This is a genomic window from uncultured Roseibium sp. (assembly GCF_947496995.1).
In the GTDB taxonomy this organism is placed as follows: Bacteria; Pseudomonadota; Alphaproteobacteria; order Rhizobiales; family Stappiaceae; genus Roseibium.
The window spans coordinates 1,226,342-1,242,398 of sequence record NZ_CANMFD010000001.1; the positions used below are offsets into that span (position 1 = coordinate 1,226,342).

General features: G+C 59.0%; 17 protein-coding genes. 14 read left to right on the plus strand and 3 right to left on the minus strand.

From position 1 onward, the window contains the following. Nucleotides 1-172 precede the first annotated feature (172 nt). From Q1B40_RS05525 to Q1B40_RS05555, 7 genes are all read left to right on the plus strand, one after another. A complete protein-coding gene (locus Q1B40_RS05525; protein WP_299811160.1) occupies nt 173-559 on the plus strand; it encodes an AtpZ/AtpI family protein in 387 nt (128 codons plus the stop codon). 55 nt (nt 560-614) lie between these two features. Beyond that, the gene (locus Q1B40_RS05530; protein WP_299811163.1) at nt 615-1,364 is read left to right on the plus strand and encodes a F0F1 ATP synthase subunit A; all 750 of its coding nucleotides are present in this window, start codon (nt 615-617) and stop codon (nt 1,362-1,364) included. 71 nt (nt 1,365-1,435) lie between these two features. Continuing rightward, nucleotides 1,436-1,660, plus strand: a complete 225-nt coding sequence (locus tag Q1B40_RS05535; protein ID WP_068407233.1) for a F0F1 ATP synthase subunit C — start codon at nt 1,436-1,438, stop codon at nt 1,658-1,660. Nucleotides 1,661-1,844: 184 nt separating this feature from the next. Further along, nucleotides 1,845-2,405, plus strand: a complete 561-nt coding sequence (locus Q1B40_RS05540) for a F0F1 ATP synthase subunit B (RefSeq protein ID WP_299811166.1) — start codon at nt 1,845-1,847, stop codon at nt 2,403-2,405. 10 nt (nt 2,406-2,415) lie between these two features. Next, nucleotides 2,416-2,895 carry an ATP F0F1 synthase subunit B gene (locus tag Q1B40_RS05545; RefSeq protein ID WP_299811167.1) on the plus strand — a complete coding sequence of 160 codons (480 nt, stop codon included), beginning with the start codon at nt 2,416-2,418 and terminating at the stop codon, nt 2,893-2,895. A gap of 284 nt (nt 2,896-3,179) precedes the next feature. Beyond that, complete coding sequence (locus Q1B40_RS05550; RefSeq protein ID WP_299811168.1) at nt 3,180-3,485, plus strand: hypothetical protein; 306 nt, start codon at nt 3,180-3,182, stop codon at nt 3,483-3,485. A gap of 12 nt (nt 3,486-3,497) precedes the next feature. After that, entirely contained in the window at nt 3,498-3,932 is a 435-nt protein-coding gene (locus tag Q1B40_RS05555; RefSeq protein ID WP_299811169.1) for a hypothetical protein, read from the plus strand. Nucleotides 3,933-4,025: 93 nt separating this feature from the next. Here Q1B40_RS05555 and Q1B40_RS05560 read toward each other — a convergent pair whose 3' ends face one another. Beyond that, the gene (locus Q1B40_RS05560; RefSeq protein ID WP_299811170.1) at nt 4,026-4,682 is read right to left on the minus strand and encodes a ribonuclease HII; all 657 of its coding nucleotides are present in this window, start codon (nt 4,680-4,682) and stop codon (nt 4,026-4,028) included. 45 nt (nt 4,683-4,727) lie between these two features. Next, nucleotides 4,728-5,861 (minus strand): PA0069 family radical SAM protein, encoded by a 1,134-nt coding sequence (locus Q1B40_RS05565; protein WP_299811171.1) that lies wholly within the window; start codon nt 5,859-5,861, stop codon nt 4,728-4,730. A 111-nt stretch (nt 5,862-5,972) separates the two neighbouring features. Here Q1B40_RS05565 and Q1B40_RS05570 point away from each other — a divergent pair, with 111 nt between their 5' ends. Together Q1B40_RS05570 and Q1B40_RS05575 are read left to right on the plus strand one after the other, a co-directional pair. Further along, complete coding sequence (locus Q1B40_RS05570; protein WP_299811172.1) at nt 5,973-6,665, plus strand: glycosyltransferase; 693 nt, start codon at nt 5,973-5,975, stop codon at nt 6,663-6,665. A 119-nt stretch (nt 6,666-6,784) separates the two neighbouring features. After that, nucleotides 6,785-7,237 carry a VOC family protein gene (locus Q1B40_RS05575; protein WP_299811173.1) on the plus strand — a complete coding sequence of 151 codons (453 nt, stop codon included), beginning with the start codon at nt 6,785-6,787 and terminating at the stop codon, nt 7,235-7,237. A gap of 39 nt (nt 7,238-7,276) precedes the next feature. On the opposite strand, the gene moaB is transcribed toward Q1B40_RS05575, so the two are convergent. Then, the gene (moaB, locus tag Q1B40_RS05580; RefSeq protein WP_299811175.1) at nt 7,277-7,834 is read right to left on the minus strand and encodes a molybdenum cofactor biosynthesis protein B; all 558 of its coding nucleotides are present in this window, start codon (nt 7,832-7,834) and stop codon (nt 7,277-7,279) included. Nucleotides 7,835-8,017: 183 nt separating this feature from the next. Here moaB and Q1B40_RS05585 point away from each other — a divergent pair, with 183 nt between their 5' ends. The 5 genes from Q1B40_RS05585 (at nt 8,018) to Q1B40_RS05605 (ending at nt 15,294) form a co-directional block, all read left to right on the plus strand. Next, nucleotides 8,018-9,244 carry a PLP-dependent aminotransferase family protein gene (locus tag Q1B40_RS05585; RefSeq protein WP_299811176.1) on the plus strand — a complete coding sequence of 409 codons (1,227 nt, stop codon included), beginning with the start codon at nt 8,018-8,020 and terminating at the stop codon, nt 9,242-9,244. 42 nt (nt 9,245-9,286) lie between these two features. Next, nucleotides 9,287-9,931 carry a ceramidase domain-containing protein gene (locus tag Q1B40_RS05590; protein WP_299811179.1) on the plus strand — a complete coding sequence of 215 codons (645 nt, stop codon included), beginning with the start codon at nt 9,287-9,289 and terminating at the stop codon, nt 9,929-9,931. A gap of 198 nt (nt 9,932-10,129) precedes the next feature. Further along, nucleotides 10,130-12,424: an NADP-dependent malic enzyme gene (locus tag Q1B40_RS05595; protein ID WP_299811181.1), complete on the plus strand. Its 2,295-nt coding sequence runs from the start codon at nt 10,130-10,132 to the stop codon at nt 12,422-12,424. 103 nt (nt 12,425-12,527) lie between these two features. Further along, nucleotides 12,528-13,649, plus strand: a complete 1,122-nt coding sequence (locus Q1B40_RS05600) for a PQQ-dependent sugar dehydrogenase (protein ID WP_299811183.1) — start codon at nt 12,528-12,530, stop codon at nt 13,647-13,649. A 337-nt stretch (nt 13,650-13,986) separates the two neighbouring features. Further along, nucleotides 13,987-15,294, plus strand: coding sequence for a DEAD/DEAH box helicase (locus Q1B40_RS05605; RefSeq protein WP_299811185.1), 1,308 nt, complete (start codon nt 13,987-13,989; stop codon nt 15,292-15,294). Nucleotides 15,295-16,057 lie beyond the last annotated feature (763 nt).

A 16,057-nucleotide genomic window follows, 5' to 3' on the forward strand; every position in this document is an offset into this window, starting at 1 on the left:
TTAGGTCTCGTCTGAATCTCTTCTGTCGGAAAAACTCCTTTATTTTCAATTGGATATAGTTTGTTTAAGGCTCCTTGACACGACATGTGGTGCCGACTATGGTGCGCGCGGCTTAAGGGGCTCCCCTGTTGTTTGGATCTGACAAGTCGGCACGGGCTGAGGACTTACGAACATGTCTTCGCACAATGGCGATAAGGAAGATCGGGCGGCGGGAAACCCGGAAGCTGGTCTGTCGGAACGGCGGGCCCAATTGAACCGGAAGCTTGACGGCCTGAAGGCGGTGGAACAGAAAGCCGCGCGGAAGTCGCAAAGCAGCTCATCCGGATATGCGCATGCAATGAAACTGTCTTCAGAGTTCATTGCGGGCATTCTGGTAGGTGCCGGAATCGGTTGGGTTTTCGATCAGTGGTTGGGAACATCGCCTCTCGGGCTGATCGTTTTCCTGCTGCTGGGCTTCGCAGCCGGTGTCTTGAATGTTCTGCGTTCGGTGGGTGTCGCCGAACAGCCGGACGCAAAGATCCAGCGCGAGAAAGACGTTCAAAAGGACGGATCTGACTAGGTTTTTGTCGCGCCTTCGGGCGCAGTGATTATGAACGAGCGAAGAAGGCTGGCCGGTGGCGAACGATCCGATCCATCAGTTCCAAATCCAGAAGATCTTTCCGATTGAAGTCGGGGGCGTGGATTTCTCTTTTACCAATTCTTCGCTGTTCATGGTTTTGACCGTGGCAGCGACATGCGCTTTCCTGATTTTCTCGACCAGCGGTCGCGGCCTTGTGCCGTCCCGCCTGCAGTCGGTATCGGAAATGGCGTATGAGTTCGTCGCAGGGACGCTGAGAAGCGCCGCGGGAACCGAGGGGATGCGGTTCTTCCCCCTGGTGTTCTCGCTCTTCATGTTCGTGCTTGTCGCAAACCTCTTCGGGATGTTCCCGTATTTCTTCACCATCACCAGCCATATCATCGTGACCTTCGCGCTGGCGATGCTGGTGATCATCACCGTGATCGTCTACGGCTTCATGCGCAACGGCATGAAGTTCCTCAAGCTCTTCGTTCCCAGCGGTGTGCCGGTTGCACTTCTTCCGCTGGTGACCTTGATCGAGGTGATCTCTTTCCTTTCGCGTCCGATCAGCCTGTCGGTTCGTCTCTTTGCGAACATGCTTGCAGGTCACATCACGCTGAAAGTGTTCTCGGGCTTCATCGTAAGCCTCAGCGCCCTTGGCGCGGTCGGTATCTTCGGATCCATCCTGCCGCTCGGAATGACGGTCGCCCTGACGGCGCTGGAATTCCTGGTCGCATTCCTGCAGGCCTATGTCTTTACGGTCCTGACCTGCATGTATCTGAACGACGCCATTCATCCTTCACACTAAGGGTCATCCAATCACACGGCCTTCGCGCCGTGCGTGAGAAAATCTGCAAACACCATCTAGGAGCACGTGTCATGGAAGCAGAAGCAGCAAAATACATCGGTGCCGGTATCGCATGCCTGGGCATGGGCGGCGCTGGTATTGGCCTCGGCAATATCTTCGGTAGCTATCTCGCCGGCGCCCTGCGCAACCCGTCCGCTGCTGATGGCCAGTTCGGCCGTCTGATCTTCGGCTTCGCCGTTACAGAAGCTCTGGGCATCTTCTCGCTGCTGGTCGCCCTGATCCTCCTGTTCGCTTGATCGCTCATCCGCAGCGATTATCGATGCGACTCCGGTGACGGCGCTCATGTGCATCCGGCGTTCGAATGAACACCGACACGATGCGCTAGCACTCAAAAGAGTGATCGATTTTGCGGCATTCATGCGTTCGCGCATGGATGCCGGTTGATCCGATAGCCGTCCAGCCGGATTTAGGAGACAGAAAATGGCAGGCGAAACGCATTCGACCACAGAAGGCATGCACGAAGTCATAGACGTGCCGGCCGCAGAACACGGCGCGGGCTTCCCGCCGTTCGACGCGACCACTTTTGCCTCCCAGCTGTTGTGGCTCGCCATCACCTTTGCCGTGTTCTACTGGATCATGAAGAACGTGGCGATGCCGCGTCTCGCAGGGATCCTGGAAGACCGCAAGGACCGTATTGCCGGTGATTTTTCCGAGGCCAACCGCCTGAAGGAAGAAACCGACGCGGCGATTGCGGCTTACGAGCAGGCGCTGGCTGAAGCCCGCAACAAGGCACATGGCATTGCCAGCGACACGCGGGCCAAGCTGAAAGCCGACAACGAAGCCCGCCGCGAAAAAGCGGAAGCCGGGCTCGCTGAAAAGCTCAAGGCGGCGGAAGCCCATATCAGCGGCATCAAAACCGAGGCCCTTTCCCAGATCGAGGAAATTGCCGGAGACACCACGTCAGCGCTCGTCGAGAAGCTGATTGGCAAGGCTCCGACCAAGACCGATCTGTCCAAGGCGCTGAAATCGGTCATGGACTGAGGAGACCACCATGGACGCAACATTTTGGGCCACGGTCGGTCTCGTTCTTTTCTTCGCACTGATTATCTACATCAAGGTTCCGTCCAAGATCGGGGCTTCTCTGGATGATCGCGCCGAAGCAATCCGCAAGGAGCTGGACGAAGCGCGCAAGATGCGCGACGAAGCCCAGGCTCTTCTGTCGGAGTATCAGCGCAAGCGTCACGAAGCCGAAGGTGAGGCAGAAGCCATCATCGCCGAAGCCAATTCGGAAGCAGAGCGTCTGACGGTGGAAACCAATCAGGCTCTTGAAGAAATGATCGCCCGCCGGACCCGGGCCGCGGAAGACAAGATCGCCCAGGCAGAGACCCAGGCAATTGCCGAAGTCCGCGCCAAGGCAGCTGATATCGCCGTGGCGGCAGCCGAGGAAATCCTGACTGCCAAGGTCAAGGACAAGGTTGCCGACGATATTCTTTCCAAGAGCATCGCTCAGGTGAAAGACCGGTTGAACTAGATCAATCGGCTTTCAAGTGGCACCACATGAAAGCCGAAAGTTGATCGACCTTTGAAATGTCGGCGTCTTCCGCGTTCAACCGAATGCAGAAGACGCCGAATTTTTTCGGACATCGCGAAAACCTGAAAAGCGGCCCATGTGGCCGCTTTTTTTATTTGTGTTCCCGAAAACCGGCTTTGATCGCGAGGGTTCAGATAACTACCAAGGATAGTTAAAACTCGAAATACATGCTAAAATAGCGCTGTAAATATTTTGATTTCCAATTTTTTTATAGGAGAATTGTCATGGGCGATTGCAAGCCGAAATCCCTGCCGATCGAAGAAGTCATGGAACGCACGAAGAAGGTCGTCTATCGCGCGATCGAAGAGCAGCCCAACATCAGGATTGGTGACATCGAATTTGAAATGCTGATCAATCCGACGACACTCGGTTTCAGGATCAGGGAGGAACTCATGAAAGAGGTCAGTGCCCTGGAAATATCGAAACTGTCGAACCGGATCACCAGCGAGCTCGACGTTCCCTCGCTCGAAGCCGAAGCGATTGCCATTATTCGCGAAGGCAAGATCACAATGGGGTACAGGCCGTACTGAAGGATCCGAGCGATGCCTACCAAAGAAAGGGCAGGCGGCGAAGATCTATCGTGTCCAAGCTCCCAGCCCACTTCCGCAGGCGCCAGGGTGATCGGGCTCGTCGAGCATGAAAACGGCGAACCGCGTATTGCCTATCTGAACGGGGATCAGCCTGTTACGCCTGAATTGCTTGAAATGGCGGCTCCTTTGGAACCGACAACCGTGTTTCGCTTTGGCGCGGCGTGCGAGACATCCAGTTGCGTGCATTTCGGAAACGGTAATTGCCAGCTGGCGAAACGGATATTGACCGGGCTGGAGGAGGTTGTCGACAGCCTGCCTCCGTGTGTCCTTCGCAAATCCTGCCGCTGGTACGCCCAGGAAGGCGCCGCGATGTGCAGGCGATGTCCGCAGATCGTGACGACGTCCTCCGGTCAGGACGAAACGATAAAAGCGGTTGCGGACGGATAGCTCGCTGCCCTCATCTGACCGGTCCCGAACAGGGGCCGGCTATACGAGGACGCGGGGAAGCAGAAGGTTACGGTCGCCGGTTTTCGGAGCCTGTCACGCCTGCTCCCCCGCGGCCAACCGCACCGGTTTGAAAGACATCCGGTGATGCGGAGAGGGCCCGAGCGTGTTCAGCGCCACCTGATGCTGTGGAACGCCGTATCCCTTGTGCCGGGCAAAGCCGTATCCCGGCAAGTGATCGTCGAGCCGCACCATCATCCGGTCGCGTGTGACCTTTGCGACGATGGAGGCTGCAGCGACGCACAGGCAGCGCCCGTCCCCCTTGATCAAGGCCTGGCCCGGCTGTTTAAGCCCGAGCGGAACATCCCGTCCGTCGACAAGTACATATTCCGGCGGTCGTGCCAGTCCGTTCACGGCGCGGACCATGGCCGAAAGAGTGGCCGCGCGGATGTTGTATCTGTCGATGGAGGCAGGTGACGCACTGGCGACGGCTACATGGGCGCTTGCCACGATCTGTTCGAACAGCTCTTCGCGCACGGCCTCGGTGAGTTTCTTGGAATCGTTCAGTCCCGCCGGCACCCGGTCATAATCCAGGATTACGGCGGCAGTGACCACCGGGCCCGCCCAGGGCCCGCGTCCGGCTTCATCGACACCGCAGATCAGTCCGTCGAATGAAGCCGCATGTTTGCGTTCAAGCTTGAGATCCAGCCCGTCGGAAAAGGCAAGGTCAAAGAGTGAATGGCCGTCTGTCATGATCTCGAACCTGCCGCGAGCAGCATCCCGGCGCAAGCAGGTTGCCTAGAAGAGATCCAGTTGCACACCGCCTTTTTGCGGCTGAACAAAGTCGTCCGTGTTGAGTTTCTTGCGGCGCAGGTTCAGACTCAGGCGCTTGGCCGCAAGGGAAAACCGTTTCGAAATCTGATCGGCATAGGGGCCGCCGCCGCGCATGCGTTCACCCCACTTCGCGTCGTAATCCTTGCCGCCGCGCATGGAGCGGATGAGGCTCATCACATGCTGGTAGCGGTTCGGCCGCTCGCGCAGCAGCCAGTCCCGGAAAAGTTCGGAAACTTCGAGCGGCAGGCGCAGCAGCACATAGCCGGCCTCCGCCGCACCATGCTCGGCGGCGGCTTCCAGCAGGCTCTCGATTTCACTGTCGGTCAGGGCGGGAATGACGGGCGCCATCATGACGGACGTGGGAATGCCTGCCTCCGAAAGGGCCTTTATCGCTTCCAGGCGCTTGTGCGGCGCGCTGGCGCGCGGCTCCATCGCCCGGCACAGCTTGCGGTCAAGCGAGGTCACCGACAGGGCTACCTTGACCAGGTTGCGTTCCGCCATGCGGGCCAGGATATCGATATCCCGTGTGACCAGGGCGGATTTGGTGACGATCGCGACGGGATGGCTGCAGTTTTCCAGAACCTCCAGGATTTCGCGCATCAGCGTATAGCGGCGCTCAAGGGGCTGGTAGGGGTCGGTGTTGGTGCCGATGGCGATCACGCGCGGACTGTAACCCGGCTTGGAGAGTTCGCGCTCCAGGAGCTGGGCCGCATTCGGTTTTGCAAACAGGCGCGTTTCGAAATCCAGCCCGGGAGAAAGGCCCAGAAAGGCATGGCTCGGTCGGGCGAAACAGTAGACGCAGCCATGTTCGCAGCCTCTGTAAGGGTTGATCGAACGGTCGAAGGAAATATCGGGCGACTCGTTGCGCGTGATGATCGTTCGCGCGCGCTCCTCCTGCACGTGGGTCTGCAGCGGCGGCAGATCCTCAAGGCTGTTCCAGCCGTCGTCGAAGCTTTCGCGACTAAGCGGTTCGAACCTGCCGGTCTTGTTCAGGGCGGCGCCGCGTCCGCGCCTGCGCTCTTCCGCCAGGCGGGCAGGCTCGATCTCCGGATTTTCCGGGCACGGCACCCCATCCAGAGGCTGAATTGCTGACTTCATGATCGTGAACCGGAGAGAGAAAAGAACATAAAGGGAACATTAGCCAATTTAAGCGCTTTAACAAGCCCCGTCTCTCGCGCTTTAAAAAACTTTCATGTAAAACTTGCCAACATGATCAGCGTCATTATTCCGACAAAAAATTCCGAAACCGATCTGGTGCACGCCTTGTCTGCGCTGGTTCCGGCGGCGGCTGAGGGCGTGATCCGCGAAGTTATCGTCGTGGATGGCGGATCTTCAGACAATACCGAACAGGTTGCCGATGCGGCCGGATGCGAATGGGTATCCCTGCACGCGCCGCGGAGCGAGCGCCTGTCCTTCGGCGCCTCCCGGTCGAGACGGGGCGACTGGCTGTTGTTCCTGCATCCAGAATCGATTCTGGAAAGCGGCTGGCATCACGAAGCCCAGGCATTTGTCGAACGCGCATCAAGAGCGCCCAACGGCGACCGCACGGTAGCCAGTTTCCGATTGCGTTACGAAGCGTTCGGCCTCAGCGCGCGGGTCAGCGAGTCCATCGCGGCCCTGCGTTCTCAGCTTCTCGGCATGCCCTATGGCAATCAGGGCCTCCTGATTTCCCGGCAGTTCTACAAGAAACTCGGCGGGCACAGACCCCTGCCGGAGCTGGAAGACCTCGATATTGCCAAACGCATCGGCCGCAGCCGGATCGTCTTCCTGAGGGCGGCCGCCGTTTCTTCCGGACAAACCGAACGTGAAGGAGTGATTTCAAGGCTGCGTCAGGCCCTGGCACGCTTTTGCGTCGGCACCTTGCGGATCCCGGCAAGCGTTGCAGTCAAGCTGCACGGCTGAAGGGAGCCTCCTCAACCGGAATGGCGACGCGAATTATTACCGGTCTTGAGAAGTTTTGCGTCATGTCTGCCCTAACCTGAGCTCCGGACACTCCGAAACAGGCATTTCAGAGGAACATCATGATTAAACGCTTCGATCATTGCACCATCTGCGTCCGCGATCTGGATGCCGCGAAAAGTTTTTTTGGTCTTCTGGGGTTTCAGGAGGAATCGCACAAGACGACGGTCATCAAGGGCGAGGTCTTCTCCGGATACATGGGCGTGGACAATATCGAGGCCGATCACGTCACGCTGGTCGTTCCCGGCCTGTCGCCGCGCTTCGAAATTCAGCTGCTGCACTACCGCTCACCGGAGGCTGCGGTCGATCCGCTCTCTGGCCGTCTCGACAAGACCGGTTACAATCACATCTGCTTCGCGGTGGACGATGCGGAGGCGCTGATTGAAAAGTTGCGCGGTCATGGCGTCGAAGTGCGCGGCGAATTGAAGAATTTCCACGACCGGCTGCTCTATTTCGTCACCGGTCCGGAAGGCATCACCATTGAACTGGCGCAATGGGGTATCGAAGCCGGGTGACGTTCTTCACGGTGCCGGTAAACCGGACAAAGCGCCGGCTTATACCTCCTGCAGCTTGCCGCGTTTGAGATGTTCGTCGAGGCGCGGCATGATTTCCACGAAATTGCAGGGCATGTGCCGATAGTCGAGCTGCCATTTCAGGATGCCGTCCCAGGCGTCCTTGCAGGCGCCGGGTGAGCCGGGCAGCACGAAGATATAGGTAGCGCCGGCAACGCCGCCGGTTGCTCTGGACTGGATCGTCGACGTGCCGATCTTGTCATAGGAAATCCGGTGAAACACTTCCGAAAATCCGTCCATCCTCTTTTCGAACAGGGGCTCCATGGCTTCGGGCGTCACGTCACGGCCGGTGAAGCCGGTGCCGCCGGTGGAGATGATCACGTCGACGCCCGGATCTGCGATCCAGCTTTTCACGACATTCTGGATGGCGGGCACGTCATCGGTCGCGATTTTCCTGTCCGCGAGCCGGTGACCTGCCTTTTCAAGCCGCTCGGCCAGAGTGTTGCCGGAACGATCCTCGTCCAGCGTTCGGGTGTCGGACACGGTCAGAACCGCGATGTTGAGCGGGATGAACGGGCGCGTATCGTCCAGACGGGGCATGGCGGTCTCCTTTGTTGCTAACAGATAGGCGATTGCGGGTGCAGGTTCCAGAGCCTTCGCCTTTTCGGAGAGGGGGAGGGTTGCGCAATAAAATTTCAAAAAATAACAAGATTGGGACACTTGCTAAATATTTAGGTCAGTATTATTGACTTAAATATCGAAGCAATCGCCAAAGAGCAGAAAATGACCACCTGGGACAGCCTCTATGCCAGACGCGCCAGCCGAATGCGCGCCTCGGAAATCCGTGAACTCCTCAAGCTGCTGGATCAGCCGGACGTGATTTCCTTCGCCGGCGGTATCCCAGATTCTTCGCTGTTTCCTTCACAAGCGTTCAAGAACGCCTATGCGGATATTCTCGGAGGCCCGGAGGCCGGAAAAGCTCTGCAATACGGCGTGAGCGAAGGCAGCCTGCGTCTTCGCCGCTGGATTGCTGCACATATGCGCGATCTCGGCATCGACTGCGGCCCGGAAAACATTCTGGTCACGTCCGGCTCCCAACAGGGACTGGACTATATCGGCAAGCTTTTCCTGTCTGCGGAAGATACGGCGCTGGTCCAATCGCCGACCTATCTCGGTGCCCTGCAGGCGTTCAACGCCTATGAGCCCCGCTTCGAGCGGCTCGATCCGGGCGCCAACCGACCGGCTGCCGATTACGCAGCCAGGGCGCACGAAGCGGGCGGCCGGGTCAAATTCGCCTATCTGTCACCCGATTTCGCCAATCCGACCGGTCTCACACTGGATCTGGAAGAGCGCCGGAAGGTCCTGTCGCTCGCCGATGATCTGAACTGCGCGATTGTCGAGGACGCGCCCTATCAATGCCTGCGCTATCAAGGCGACGCTGTGCGCCCGCTGCTGGCCCTCGATTGCGAAGCCTCCGGCGGCATCGATCACACCCGTACGCTCTATTGCGGCAGTTTTTCCAAATCCCTGTCGCCTGGCCTCCGGCTCGGCTGGATCTGCGCCGCATCAGAGGTGATTTCCAGACTGGTCCTGATCAAGCAGGCAAGTGACCTGAACACGCCGGTTCTCAATCAGGAAGCGATGGCGCGCGTGGCCGAAGAGCATTTCGACACGCATGTCGCCAAAACCAGGGCGGTCTACAAATCGCGCCGGGATGCGATGCTGGCAGCTCTTGAAAAGCATATGCCCGAAGGCGTTCGCTGGACGAAACCGGAGGGTGGCATGTTCATCTGGATGGATCTGCCGGACGGTATGGATGCCGCTGAATTGTTGAAAGCGTCGGTTGAAACTGCCAGGGTCGCCTTCGTCCCGGGCAGGGCCTTTCATCCGGACGGCAGCGGCGCCAACACCTTGCGTCTCAGCTTCTCCAATGCGGATGTTGCAAAGATCGAAGCCGGGATTGCCAGGCTGGGAAATGTGACTGGAAAAGCCATCCCATCCGCGCTGTAATCAGAGCTTGTGACTGCGGCAGAGGGATCAGGGCATGCTCGAATGGCGCTGAGCGATCAGGTGAACAATTACTGCGAGCGGCTCGGACCGGAATTCTGGGCCGAACCGCTCAACGCTGTCACCAATGCCGCCTTTCTGATCGCCGCCCTTGCGGCCTGGCTGATCTGGCGCAGAAAAACGCCGGACGATCTGCCGGCGCTTCTGCTGATCGCAATTGTCTTCGCCACGGGCGTGGGATCCTTCCTGTTCCACACATTCGCGACCCGCTGGGCAAGCCTCGCCGACGTGATCCCGATCGCGCTCTTCATCCATGTCTATCTGTTTTTCGCGCTGAAACGCTTTCTGGCGCTAACCTGGTGGGCGGCGGCCGGCATCGTCGTCATCTTCTTTGCGGCCTCGCCACTTGTCATCGGTGCACTGGCGCCGCTGGCCGGGTCCTCGGCGGGCTACGTTCCCGCCCTGCTGGCGATTTTCGTGGTCGGCGGGCTGTGTATCCGGACCGACCGCAGGCTCGGCGGCCGGCTTCTGCTGACAGGGGTGATTTTCACCGCATCGCTTGGCTTCCGGATGTTGGACGCGCCGCTCTGTGCGGATCTGGCGATTGGAACCCATTTCCTGTGGCATATCCTGAACAGCATCGTGCTCTTCACGTTACTACGGGTTCTCATTTTGCAGCGTGCCGGGTAAATCTCGGCGTTCATTCACGATTTTGCAACGGGTACGGACAGACGGTACCCACGGCAGATGCGAACACGGTCGATCCGCTTTCATGTGCACTCATATGAAACGGAAGCTTGATCGATATTGAAAAGACAGCGCATCCTGTGTTCGTCTGAATGCAGATGCGACAGAACAGTGATTCAAGGGAAGAGGGCAGGGACCGTCATGAGCGAAGGCAACAACACCGAGAGCGATCTGACTGACGCCGCCCTGTTCTATCATGAGCATCCGCGACCCGGTAAACTGGAGATCCAGGCAACCAAGCCGCTGGGCAACCAGCGCGACCTGGCGCTCGCCTATTCTCCGGGCGTCGCCGCCCCATGTCTTGCAATCGCCGACGATCCTTCGAAGGCGGCACTCTATACCTCACGTGCCAATCTGGTAGCCGTGATCTCCAACGGCACAGCCGTTCTCGGCCTCGGCAATATCGGGCCACTCGCCTCCAAACCGGTGATGGAAGGCAAGGCTGTCCTCTTCAAGAAATTCGCCGGGATTGACGTCTTCGACATCGAGGTCGCCGAAAACGATGTCGACAAGTTCGTCGATGCGGTGTCCGTCCTCGAGCCGACCTTCGGCGGCATCAACCTGGAAGACATCAAGGCGCCGGAATGCTTCATGATCGAGGCCCGGCTCCGGGAAAAAATGAACATCCCGGTCTTTCATGACGACCAGCACGGCACGGCGATCATTGTCGGCGCTGCCGTCCGCAACGCTCTGGAACTGGCCGACAAGAAGATCGAGGACGCCCGGATCGTCGCCTCCGGTGCCGGTGCCGCGGCCCTGGCCTGCCTGAACATGCTGATCTCACTCGGCGCCCGGCGGGAAAATATCTGGGTCACCGATATCGAAGGGGTCGTCTATGAAGGCCGCGAGGCGCTCATGGACGAGTGGAAGTCCGCTTTCGCCCAGAAAACCGACAAACGGACACTCGACGAAGTTATCGACGGCGCCGATGTGTTTCTCGGGCTGTCGGCCGGCGGCGTACTCAAGCCCCATATGGTCGAAAAGATGGGCAAAGGTCCGCTGATTCTGGCGTTGGCCAATCCGAACCCGGAAATCATGCCCGAGCTGGCCCAATCCGTGCGCGACGACGTGGTGATGTGCACCGGCCGCTCCGACTATCCCAACCAGGTCAACAACGTACTGTGCTTCCCCTATATTTTCCGCGGCGCGCTGGATGTCGGCGCGACGACGATCAACGAGGAAATGAAGCGCGCGGCGGTGGAAGCCATCGCCGGCCTTGCCCGCGAGGAACCGTCCGACGTGGCCGCCCGGGCTTATGGCGGCAAGACCGAAACCTTCGGTCCGAACTACCTGATCCCTTCGCCCTTCGACCAGCGCCTCATCCTGCGCGTGGCACCGGCCGTGGCGAAGGCGGCGATGGACTCCGGTGTTGCCACCCGTCCGATCGAGGATTTCGCTGCCTATATGGATGTGCTGAACCGCTTCGTGTTCCGCTCCGGCCTGATCATGAAGCCGATCATCCAGAACGCCGCCAAAGATCCGCAGCGGATTATCTACGCCGAAGGCGAGGACGAGCGCGTCCTGCGTGCGGCACAGGTCATGATCGAGGACAAGATCGCCACACCGATCCTCGTCGGCCGGCCGGACGTTCTCAAGACCCGTTGCGAGCGCTTCGGCCTGAAGATCCGCCCGGATGTCGACTTCGAATTTATCAACCCGCAGGACGACCCGCGCTATCGCGACTACGTGGATGAATATCTTGAGTGCGTCGGCCGCCACGGCATGCCGCCCGATTCGGCGCGAACCGTCGTGCGAACCAACACCACGGTGATTTCCGCGCTTGCCGTCAGGCGCGGCGAGGTCGATGCCGTCATTTGTGGGCTGGAGGGCCGGTTCAGCCGCCATCTGCGGGACATCAAGCAGATTATCGGCGTGTGTGACAGCGCGCGTGACCTGTCCGCCATGTCGCTCCTGATCAACAGCCGCGGCGCGCTTTTCCTGTCAGACACATTCGTCACCGAGGATCCGACCGCCGAAGAGATCTCCGAGATGGCAGGGCTGGCCGCAGAAGAAATCCGCCGCTTCGGGATCGAGCCGAAGATCGCCCTGCTGTCCTTCTCGAATTTCGGCTCACGGGAAACGGCATCCTCGCGCAAGATGCGCGAGGCAACGGAATTGATCTGGAAACGCTATCCGGACCTTGAAGTGGACGGCGAAATGCACGGCGATAGCGCTCTGAGCGAAGCGCTGCGTGAGCGGGTGATGCCAAACAGCAAGCTGAGCGGCGAAGCCAACCTTCTGCTGTTCCCCAACCTTGATGCGGCCAACATCGCCCACAATCTGCTCAAGGTGGCGACGCAGGCCCTGCATGTCGGCCCGATCCTGCTGGGAACGGCAAAGCCGGCGCACGTTCTTACCCCGTCGGTAACGTCGCGCGGCGTGGTCAACATGTCGGCTCTGGCGGGCGTCGAGGCGCAGACCCGTTCGCTGAAGTAATGAAGGACCCTCGCGGATTTTTGACGACCTGCCGACTGTAAATCTCTTCCGGCGCTCCTATCTGGAGAGGCAGGAGTTGGATTGCAGTCGGGAAGGGTCCGAAATGATTTTGAGGAAGATGTCTGTCTTCACGCTGGTCGCAGCCCTGTTTGCGGCCGCCTCTTCGGCAATGACGGCGGCAACCGCCCAATCCGCCGTCGATCTGGAAACGGTGACGGACGGCCTTTCCTATCCCTGGAGCGTCGCCTTCCTGCCGCAAGGCGGTTATCTGGTGACCGAACGGGACGGGGCGCTCAAATTCGTCTCCGCGAAAGGCCGGCAGAGTATCGTGCCGGGCACGCCCGAGGTCTTCGCACAGGGGCAGGGCGGGCTTCTGGATGTTGTCCTCAGTCCCGATTTCCAGACGGATGCCACGATCTTCCTGAGCTTCTCTGACCGATCTTCGCAAGGGGCGGGGACGTCGCTGTTCAGGGCAAGGCTTGTTCCGGAGGAGACCGGCTACCGGCTTGAGGACGGCAGGACGGTCTTCACCGGAAACAACACGGCTGGCGGCGGCAGGCACTTTGGCTCGCGCCTTGTTTTCGCTCCGGACGGCTCGCTGTTCATGACGGTGGGCGAGCGCGGCGACGGCAAGCGCGCGCAGGACCCTTCCGATCACGCGGGATCCGTTTTGCGCCTGACGCCGGAAGGAAAGCCGGCTCCGGGCAACCCTTTCATCGACCTTCAGGACCACAAACCGGAGATCTGGTCCTTCGGCCACCGCAATCCTCAAAGCGCGGCGATCAACCCGCACACAGGTGACCTGTGGACCGTCGAGCACGGCGCGCGCGGCGGTGACGAGATCAACATACCCGAAGCGGGCAAGAACTACGGCTGGCCGGTGATTTCCTACGGAAGACACTATTCCGGAGCCATGATCGGTGAGGGGACGTCCGCTCCCGGCATGGAGCAGCCGATCCATTACTGGGACCCGTCGATCGCCCCTTCCGGAATGGCTTTCGTGACCGGCAACACCTATCCGGACTGGCAGGGAAGTCTGCTTGTGGGGGCTTTGCGCGGCCAGCATCTGGCAAGGCTGCAGCTTGAAGGAGACGCGGTCGTCTCGCAGGAAAAGCTCCTGACGGATCTCGGCGAACGTATCCGCGACGTGCGTCATGGGCCGGACGGTTTCGTCTATGTCTTGACCGACAGTGACGAAGGACGGCTGATCCGCCTGAAACCGTGATAGCCAACTCAGGGCATCAGGCCCTATGATGCAATGCGGTATCTTCGCTTGACTTTTCAGCTGGCTAAGTCGATATAGCAGCATGCAACCTCTGCCGCGTGAGCAGACAGCGCGCCCTTATTTATCGAAACCTCAGTGTTTCCAAGGGCTGCCGCTTGCAGATTGCAGACAAGGGCCCAATGAGGGGTCCAACCAGTTCCCATGTCACGCGAGGGTCTGGCGGCGAAGAGCCCGTTTATCGAAACGATTCGGCTGCCGCACTCCAAAAACGAACCGCAAGGATACGTTCCTGCGGTTATCCGGGTGTGTTTGTCACGCCCGAACCAAGGAATTTATATTGACCGACTTTCAAAGCCTGGGACTGTCCGACGGCCTCCTGAGCGCTGTTGCTGATAACGGCTACGACGAACCGACACCGATCCAGCAAAAAGCGATCCCGTTGATCCTGGAAGGCCGTGACCTGATGGGTCTGGCCCAGACCGGAACAGGCAAAACGGCAGCCTTCGGACTGCCTCTTATCGACAGTCTTCTTGCAGACAACCAGAGAGCCCGGCCGAAGGGCGCTCGCGCCCTCATTCTGGCGCCGACACGCGAACTGGTGAACCAGATCGCCAAGAACCTGATTTCCTTCCTGAGAAACACCCCGCTGCGCGTCACCGCCGTTGTGGGCGGTGTCTCGATCAACGGACAGGTCAAGCGCCTTTCCAAGGGGACGGATATTCTGGTCGCAACCCCGGGCCGGCTTCTTGATCTCGTCGACCGTCAGGCGGTCGACCTCAAGTCAGCCTCCTATCTCGTTCTTGACGAGGCAGACCAGATGTTGGACCTCGGCTTCATTCATGCGCTGCGCCGCATCTCCGGACTGGTCGCCAAAGACCGTCAGACGATGCTCTTCTCCGCAACCATGCCGAAGCAGATCAACGAACTGGCCCAGTCCTACCTGCGCAATCCCGAGCGGGTGGAAGTCTCGCCGGTCGGCAAGACGGCGGACAAGGTCACACAGTCCGTTCACTTCATGGACCAGAATTCCAAAGGCGATTTCCTGGTCGACCAGTTGAAGTCGAAGCCGGATGGCATGTCGCTGGTCTTCTGCCGCACCAAGCACGGTGCGGAGCGGCTGATGCGCAAGCTGGCGCAAAGCGGTATCGCCGCAGGTTCGATTCACGGCAACAAGAGCCAGAATCAGCGTGAACGGGCGATCCGTGAACTGCGCGAGGGCAAGATCAACGTGCTGGTGGCAACCGACGTGGCTGCCCGCGGCATCGATATTCCCGGCGTCAGCCATGTTTACAATTTCGAACTGCCGGAAGTTGCCGAAGCCTATGTCCACCGGATCGGTCGCACGGCACGTGCAGGCGCTGAAGGTGAAGCGGTTGCCCTCTGTGCACCGGAAGAAATCGGCCTGTTCCGTCAGATAGAAAAGCTGATCGGCATCGACATCGCTGTTGCAAGCGGCGAAGTTCCGCCGTTGTCGGCAGCTGTCAAGCTGAAGCGTGGCGGTGGCGGTAACCGCGGCGGCAAGCCGGGCGGCAAAAAGTCCTTCGGCAACAAACGCAGTGGATCGCCCAGCGACAACGACAACCGCGCGCAGCAGGCCCGCCGTCCGAATCGTAGACGCACAACCGGCCGCAAGAGCGCAGCTTAAAGCGCGTTGCGGTTGAGCGGATGTATGGAGGTCGCCTGTGAGGCTGTATTTGCGTTGCAAATGCGCTCGGGTAATCTTCTGAACGCCATTTAACCCGGCACGGCCCAAGCGCCGGACCTCCAATCGGAATCGATTCGAGATCCGGAGGCACGTTGAGTTGACACCAGGAAGAGCCCCCGCACTCGGAAGAGCGCGGGGGCTTTTTTGTCTGTCGTATTTACCGGGGAAGTGCGCCGAAACTGTCTGCGGTAAGCAAATCTGCCTCCACCGGCAAAACAGACTCAGGCAGAAGGGCAAAAAAAAGCATCGGGAAGTGGCCTTCCCGATGCTTAACCTTGTGGTCGATGGGACCCAGAAAGGCGCACAACCAATCTGAGTGTGTTTTTGAAAGCCGGGAAGAACCGTCTTTAAACCCGCCGAGGTTCAAATATGGATCCGTATACTTTCTGCCCACAAGGCATCTGACCGCATAGCCACAGCCAGATCCTTTATTCTTTCGAGGCGTTGCTGAAAACAACCAAGTTTCTCTTGAAGTTCGCCCGGATCAGCCCCGTTGAAAGTAAACCTAAATTAACGAACATGAATGCGCAATCATAATTGTTCTGAGTTATCCGGGCGTGTGGAAAAGATATAAACCAATATATATCAATAGTTTATGGGTAAAATCACGATCTATTCCAGATTTGCATGTGCCGCCATCGATTTGTCCCTGCTGACAACGATCCAAGAAATGCTTTGGTTTCAAAGAATTGGACAGTTTATA